We start from the raw sequence: 6,563 nt of genomic DNA on the forward strand, positions 1-6,563 counted from the left end.
AGAGACGTGTGCTCTTCGGATCTTGGCGCCCGCGGTCGGGCGGATCGCCGGCGCGCTCGCGCGCATGGCGGCGGGGGGCGGCACCAGCTGGCGGCAGGACATCCCCGCGGAGTTGCTGGCGCCGATGGACGAGGGCGATCTCATGGAACTCCTGGGCGCCCTGCTGGAGAACGCCGCCAAATGGGCCGTCTCCGATGTCCTGGTCGCCGCCCGGGCGGAGGGCGCCTCGGTCGTGTTGCTGATCGAGGATGACGGCCCCGGCATCCCGTCGCAGCACCGCCTCGCGGCGCTGGCCCGCGGCGTCAGGCTCGACCCGGGGCGGAGCGGCACCGGCCTTGGCCTCGCCATCGCGGACGACATCGTCCGGGCCTATGGCGGCGATCTTCGGCTGGAAGAGGCCGCATCGGGCGGGCTGCGCGTGCGGGTCGTGCTGCCGGTCCGTCCGGGCGCCGCACCGGCGACGCCGGCGCCGGCGCGGATTTCCCTCGCCCCCACCGGCGATCCTGCGCTAGACTAGGACGTCGGTCCTATATCGGGACTGCCCGATCTTTGAGCCTGTCCATCCGCCCCCGAGCACCCGACCGGGAAGACCGGTCAATTTGTCCGAAACCGCCATCCGGCAGCACGCCGCGCTAACCCCTCGATCGGATACGATCTGGCCGCGACCCGATCCGGCGAGTTTGTCCGAAACGCGCACCCGCCTCGCGCGCCGCCTGTCCCGCCCAGATCGCCCCTGGCCCGCCCCGGCGAGTTTGTCCTAAACCCGCCGTATCTCCCTCCCCCGCAAGGCGGGGGAGGGCTGGGTGGGGGTGGGTCCGCATTCTCCCGCCATCCCGCCCCGGCGATTTCGTCCGAAACCCGCGTCCGCCTCGCGCGCCGCGTGCATCCCTCCGCCGCGGCCCCGGTCGTGCAATTTGTCCGAAACCGCGCCGCGCGACGCGCCGGGTAAAGTCGTAAAGCGCCAAAGCGATAAAGTGCCGCGCCCCATCCGCCCCGCCGGGCGCCGCCCACCCCCTGCGGCCCGTGCCCCGGCCCCTGTCCGCCCCCTGGCGCCCTGCCGTGGGTCCCCCACGGCAACGCGAAGCGTTGTCGTGGGGAAGAAGACGGGGCCCCCGCGGCGTTGCGAAGCAACGTCGTGGGGAAAACTACATTGTGGCGCCCGAAGCGCGGACCACCGGCGTCCAGCGCGCCGCCTCGCCGGCGACGAACCGCCCGATCTCCTCGGGCGAGGGATCGCCGAGCGAGACCAGCCCCAGCCCGTCCAGCCGCTCCCGCACCGCTGGCTCCGCGCTCGCGGTTGCGATCGCCGTGCGCAGCCGCGCGACGATCTCGGGCGGCAGCCCCGCCGGGCCCGCCAGCAGGAACCAGTTGCTCGCCACACTCCCGGGGAAGCCGGCCTCGACCACCGTCGGCACGTCGGGAAGTGCGGCCACCCGCCGCTCCGAACTCACCGCGATGCCGCGCAGCGTGCCGCCCCGCACGCTGCCGACATGGGCGCCGACCGTGTTCCAGATGCTCGTGACGTTGCCGCCGAGCACTGCCTGCTCGGCCTCCGGCGCGCCGCGGAAGGGCACGTGGAGCATCTCCACCCGCGCCTCCTGCGACCACAGCACGCCCGCCAGGTGCCCCATCGAGCCGGCGCCGGAGGAGCTGAAGCTCACCGCCTCGCGCCGCTGCCGCGCCGCGGCGGCGTAGTCGGCCAGCGTGCGGATCGGCCCGTTGGCCGCGACACCGCAGAGCAGCGGCGCGCCGCCGAACATGGTCACGTAGGTGAAGCTGCGCGCCGGGTCGTAGGCGATGTTCGCCATCATGGACGGCGCGACCGCCAGCGGCCCGGTGTTGGTGATCAGCAGCGTGTGCCCGTCCGGCCGCTCCGCCGCACCGGCCGCGGTGCCGACCGCCCCGCCGGCCCCGGCGCGGGTGTCCACGATGATCGGCTGGCCGAGCATCCGCTCGAGATGCGGCGCCAGGACGCGCACGATGATGTCGGTCGTGCCGCCCGGTGCATAAGGGTTGATCACCCGGATCGGCCGGTTCGGCCAGGCCTGGGCCAGCCCGATCCGGGGCAGGGCGAGCAACGGGGCAGTCAGCAGCAGGCTTCGGCGCAGCATGGCGAGCTCCTTGGATGCCCGCCGGCCATGCAACTTCCGCGCCTGCTAGCCGAACACCTCCGCCCAGGCCGCCATCAGGGCGGAGTCGGCCTCCTCCATGGTCGCCAGGACCCCGAGCCGGTGCAGGCTGGTGACGCCGTGCTCCGCCACGCCGCAAGGCACGATGCCGCCGAAATGGGACAGGTCCGGGTCCACGTTCAGCGCCACCCCGTGCCAGCTCACCCAGCGCGTGACCCTGACCCCGATGGCGCCGATCTTGTCCTCGGTCCCGCGCGCCCGGTCAGCGACCCAGATCCCGACCCGCCCCTCCCGCCGCTCGCCCTTGACGTTGAAGCGGTCGAGCGCCCGGATCAGCCACTCCTCGAGCCCGTGGACATAGGCCCGCACGTCGCGCGGCCGCACCGTCCCGTGCGGCCGCGTCAGGTCGAGCATCACATAGGCGGTGCGCTGCCCCGGCCCGTGATAGGTCCACTGCCCGCCGCGCCCGGCCGCGACGGCGGGGAAGCGCTTCTCCAGCAGGTCCTCCGGCCGGGCCGAGGTTCCGGCCGTGTAGGTCGGCGGGTGCTCGACCAGCCAGACGAGCTCGCCCGCGCTGCCCTCGCGGATCGCCGCCACGCGCGCCTCCATCGCGGCCACCGCCTCGGCGTAGGGCGTGAGCCCCGGGGCGGCGATCCAGGCCGCTGGGGCGATTGTCGGGGCGTCGGTCATCGGTTATACGCCGCGCCTCTACCGGATCAGCGGTCGTGGCGGAATGGTAGACGCGCCAGCTTGAGGTGCTGGTGGGGGCAACCCCGTGGAAGTTCGAATCTTCTCGACCGCACCAACCGGCCGGCGCCGGGCGCCTAGCGACCCTTCCCGCCGCCCTTCGGCTCCGCCGGCTCCACCACGGACGCGTCCCGCTCCCAGCCCTCGTTCTGCAGCGTGATCCGCTCCAGCGCGACGGAGGTGCCGTTCGCATCCAGCTCGGGCAGCGCCTGGTATTCCGACACCCAGCAGCGATAGACGTTCCACGCCATCACGATCTGCCCGGCCTCGTTCCGCAGCTCGATCCTGACGTCGCGCCTGAAGTCGCCGAGCGACACCTCGGCCCCGGCGCCCGCACCCAATTGCCAGACCTGGTTCGCCCAGGCCTCGAAGGCCGTGTCATGCGTCACGCCGCGCTCCAGCACGATGGGCGGGAAGCGCGTGACGCCTGGCGACTTCCGCGTGGTGGAGGGATCGCCGCCCTCGCGATGCTCGATCACCTCGGTGACGCGGCTGAGCCCGCTGATGCGCGAGACCCCGGCGATCGCCCGGCCGTCCCAGACGATGCGGAACTTGTGGTTCTTGTAGGGATCGAAGCGCGACGGATTGACGGTGAACTGGGCCATGGGTCCCCCCTGTTCGACGCCCGGCCGAGGCTCGCACAGGGCCGCGCCGCGGGCCAGGACCCGCCCTGGCAAGTGGCGGCCCCGCGGGCCATTATCGGGACAACGACGCCGGTTGAGGACAGCACAGCAGGATGGACGAGGATTTCCGCAGGGCCGCGCTCGACTACCACCGCCTGCCGCGGCCCGGAAAACTCAGCGTCGAGCCGACCAAGCGCATGGCCACCCAGCGCGACCTGGCGCTCGCCTACTCCCCCGGCGTCGCCGCCGCCTGCGAGGAGATCGCGAAGGACCCCGACAAGGCCTGGGACTACACCGCGCGCGGCAACCTGGTCGCGGTGATCTCGAACGGCACCGCGGTGCTCGGGCTCGGCGCCATCGGCGCGCTGGCGGGCAAGCCGGTGATGGAGGGCAAGGCCGTCCTCTTCAAGAAGTTCGCCGGCATCGATTCCATCGACCTTGAGGTGGAAGAACGCGACCCGGAGCGCTTCGTCGAGGCCGTCGCCGCGCTCGAACCCTCCTTCGGCGCCATCAACCTCGAGGACATCAAGGCGCCCGAGTGCTTCGCGATCGAGCGTGCGCTGCGCGAGCGCATGAAGATCCCGGTCTTCCACGACGACCAGCACGGCACGGCGATCATCGTCGCCGCCGCGGTGCGCAACGGCCTGCTGCTGCAGGGCAAGCGCATCGAGGATGTGCGCCTGGTCAACACCGGCGGCGGCGCCGCGGCGATCGCCTGCCTCGACCTGCTCGTCGCGATGGGTCTCCGGCGCGAGAACGTCACCATCTGCGACATCGACGGCGTGGTCTGGAAGGGGCGGCCGAACACCGACCCCTTCAAGGCGGCCTATGCGCAGGAGACGGCGGCGCGGACGCTGGAGCAGGTGCTGGAGGGCGCGGATGTCTTCCTCGGCCTCTCGGCACCGCGCGTGCTGAAGGCGGAGTGGCTGCACAAGCTGGCGCGCAAGCCGCTGGTCCTCGCTCTCGCCAACCCCGAGCCCGAGATCCTGCCCGAGGCGGTGCGCGCCGCGCGACCCGACGCGATCGTGGCGACGGGAAGGTCGGACTATCCCAACCAGGTCAACAACGTCCTCTGCTTTCCCTTCATCTTCCGCGGCGCGCTGGATGCGGGGGCGACGACGATCAACGAGGCGATGAAGGTCGCCGCCGCCGATGCCATCGCGGCCCTCGCGCGCATGGAGGCGAGCGAGGTCGTCGCCGCGGCCTATGGCGGTAGCGCGCCGGTGTTCGGGCCGGACTACATCATCCCCAAGCCCTTCGACCCGCGGCTGATCCTGGAGATCGCGCCGGCGGTCGCGAAGGCCGCGGCCGAGAGCGGCGTGGCGCGCCGTCCCGTGGCCGACCTCGACGCCTACCGGCGTGAGCTGGAGCGCTTCGTCTTCCGCTCCGGCAACCTGATGCGCCCGGTCTTCGAGGTGGCGCGCCGCCAGCTGGCCCGCGTCGTCTTCGCCGAGGGTGACGACGAGCGGACGCTGCGCGCGGTGCAGACCGTGCTGGACGAGGGCCTCGCCGAGCCGATCCTGATCGGCAAGCGGGATGCCATCGCCGCGCGCGCCGCCGCCATGGGCCTGCGCATGGACTTTTCCGAGTCCGTCCGCGTGCTGGACCCGGTCGCCGACCGCGCGGTCTTCGACCCGCTCGTGCCGCTCTACCAGCGCAAGGTCGGCCGCCGCGGCGTGCCGCCGGATGCCGCGGCGCGGCGCGTCGGCAACCGCCCGACCGTCGCCGCGGCGCTGCTGCTGGAAAGCGGGCAGGCGGATGCCTGCCTCTGCGGCGGCACAGGCGACTGGCTGAGCCACTGGCACCACGCCTTCGACGTGATCGGCAAGCAGCCGCAGGTGGACCGCGTCTATGCGCTCTCGGCGCTGATCCTGCAGACCGGCCACCTGTTCTTCGTGGACACCCACCTGACGGTGGACCCGACGCCCGAGCAGATCGCCGACATGACGCTGCTCGCCGCCGAGCAGATCCGCGCCTTCGGCATCACGCCCAAGGCCGCGCTGCTGTCGCATTCCTCCTTCGGCGCCTCGGGCGCGCCGGGGGCCCAGAAGATGCGGCGCGCGCTGAAGGCGCTGCGCGCGCGCAACCCGGATTTCGAGGTGGATGGCGAGATGCACGCCGATGCCGCGCTGGTGCCGGCGATCCGCGATCGCGCCGTGCCGGACAGCCCGCTGACGGATGCGGCGAACCTGCTGGTGATGCCGGACCTCGATTCCGCCAACATCGCCTTCAACCTGCTGAAGGCGGCGGCCGAGGGGCTGCAGGTCGGCCCGATCCTGCTGGGCATGGCCAAGCCCATCCATGTGCTGGTCCCGAGCGTGACCGCGCGCGGCATCGTCAACATGACGGCGCTGGCGGCGGCGCAGGCCAACGGGCTGAAGGCGGGGGGCTGACGCGGGCGGTGGCCGCGCCCACATCCCGCCCATGAGCAACCTGCCCGACAAGCCGGGCAACGCCGCCGTCGCCGCCTTCCTCAACAAGGTGGCCTCGATGCCTGCCGTCCGCCCGGCCTCCGGCCGGCCGGGCCGGCTTGTCTTCGCCATCGACGCGACCGCCTCGCGCCAGCCGACATGGGATCGCGCCTGCCAGCTGCAGGGCGAGATGTTCCTGGCCGTCCGCGACGTCGGTGGCCTGGCGGTTTCGCTCGCCTACTACCGCGGCTTCGGCGAGTTCGCGGCGACCCCCTTCCTGACCAATGCACAGGACCTCGCGAAGCGCATGACCGGCGTCTCCTGCCTCGGCGGGCAGACGCAGATCCTGCGCACGCTGAAGCATGTCGCCGCCGAGACCGCGCGCGAGAAGGTCAATGCCGTGGTCTTCATCGGCGACGCGATCGAGGAGGACATCGACCCGATCTGCCACGTCGCCGGGGAACTCGGACTGCGCGGCACGCCGGTCTTCACCTTCCAGGAAGGACGGAACCCGGTGGTCGAGACCGCCTTCAAGCAGGTCGCGAAGCTGTCAGGCGGCGCCTGGGCGCCCTTCGACGCGGCGAGCGCCGAGGCGCTGCGCGACCTGCTGCGCGCGGTCGCCGTCTTCGCTGCCGGCGGGCGCCAGGCGCTGG

6 protein-coding genes and 1 tRNA gene are annotated in these 6,563 nt (G+C 72.5%); 4 read left to right on the forward strand and 3 right to left on the reverse strand.

The genetic code is table 11. From position 1 onward, the window contains the following. A partial coding sequence (locus L2I40_RS16720) for an ATP-binding protein (RefSeq protein WP_237216332.1) occupies window positions 1-517 on the forward strand: 517 nt, incomplete at its 5' end. Between the two features lie 628 nt (window positions 518-1,145). Here the strand turns inward: L2I40_RS16720 and L2I40_RS16725 are convergent. Continuing rightward, a complete protein-coding gene (locus L2I40_RS16725) occupies window positions 1,146-2,111 on the reverse strand; it encodes a Bug family tripartite tricarboxylate transporter substrate binding protein (protein ID WP_237216333.1) in 966 nt (321 codons plus the stop codon). Between the two features lie 45 nt (window positions 2,112-2,156). After that, a complete protein-coding gene (lipB, locus tag L2I40_RS16730; RefSeq protein WP_237216334.1) occupies window positions 2,157-2,819 on the reverse strand; it encodes a lipoyl(octanoyl) transferase LipB in 663 nt (220 codons plus the stop codon). 29 nt (window positions 2,820-2,848) lie between these two features. On the opposite strand from lipB, the gene L2I40_RS16735 reads away from it, so the two are divergent. After that, window positions 2,849-2,934: transfer RNA gene (locus tag L2I40_RS16735), tRNA-Leu, on the forward strand. A gap of 19 nt (window positions 2,935-2,953) precedes the next feature. On the opposite strand, the gene L2I40_RS16740 is transcribed toward L2I40_RS16735, so the two are convergent. Then, entirely contained in the window at window positions 2,954-3,481 is a 528-nt protein-coding gene (locus tag L2I40_RS16740; protein ID WP_237216335.1) for a phage tail protein, read from the reverse strand. Window positions 3,482-3,612: 131 nt separating this feature from the next. Between L2I40_RS16740 and L2I40_RS16745 the strand changes: the two genes are divergently transcribed. Together L2I40_RS16745 and L2I40_RS16750 are read left to right on the forward strand one after the other, a co-directional pair. Continuing rightward, window positions 3,613-5,892 carry an NADP-dependent malic enzyme gene (locus tag L2I40_RS16745; RefSeq protein WP_237216336.1) on the forward strand — a complete coding sequence of 760 codons (2,280 nt, stop codon included), beginning with the start codon at window positions 3,613-3,615 and terminating at the stop codon, window positions 5,890-5,892. Between the two features lie 31 nt (window positions 5,893-5,923). Beyond that, a partial coding sequence (locus L2I40_RS16750) for a vWA domain-containing protein (protein WP_237216337.1) occupies window positions 5,924-6,563 on the forward strand: 640 nt, incomplete at its 3' end.

It is taken from the genome of Falsiroseomonas oryziterrae (assembly GCF_021864505.1).
GTDB lineage: Bacteria > Pseudomonadota > Alphaproteobacteria > Acetobacterales > Acetobacteraceae > Falsiroseomonas > Falsiroseomonas oryziterrae.

Excerpts from the sequence above, each read along its gene's own strand:
- L2I40_RS16725 (WP_237216333.1), bottom strand. The coding sequence starts at position 2,111 with ATGCTGCGCCGAAGCCTGCTGCTGACTGCCCCGTTGCTCGCCCTGCCC.
- lipB (WP_237216334.1), bottom strand. The coding sequence starts at position 2,819 with ATGACCGACGCCCCGACAATCGCCCCAGCGGCCTGGATCGCCGCCCCG.
- L2I40_RS16740 (WP_237216335.1), bottom strand. The coding sequence starts at position 3,481 with ATGGCCCAGTTCACCGTCAATCCGTCGCGCTTCGATCCCTACAAGAAC.
- L2I40_RS16745 (WP_237216336.1), top strand. The coding sequence starts at position 3,613 with ATGGACGAGGATTTCCGCAGGGCCGCGCTCGACTACCACCGCCTGCCG.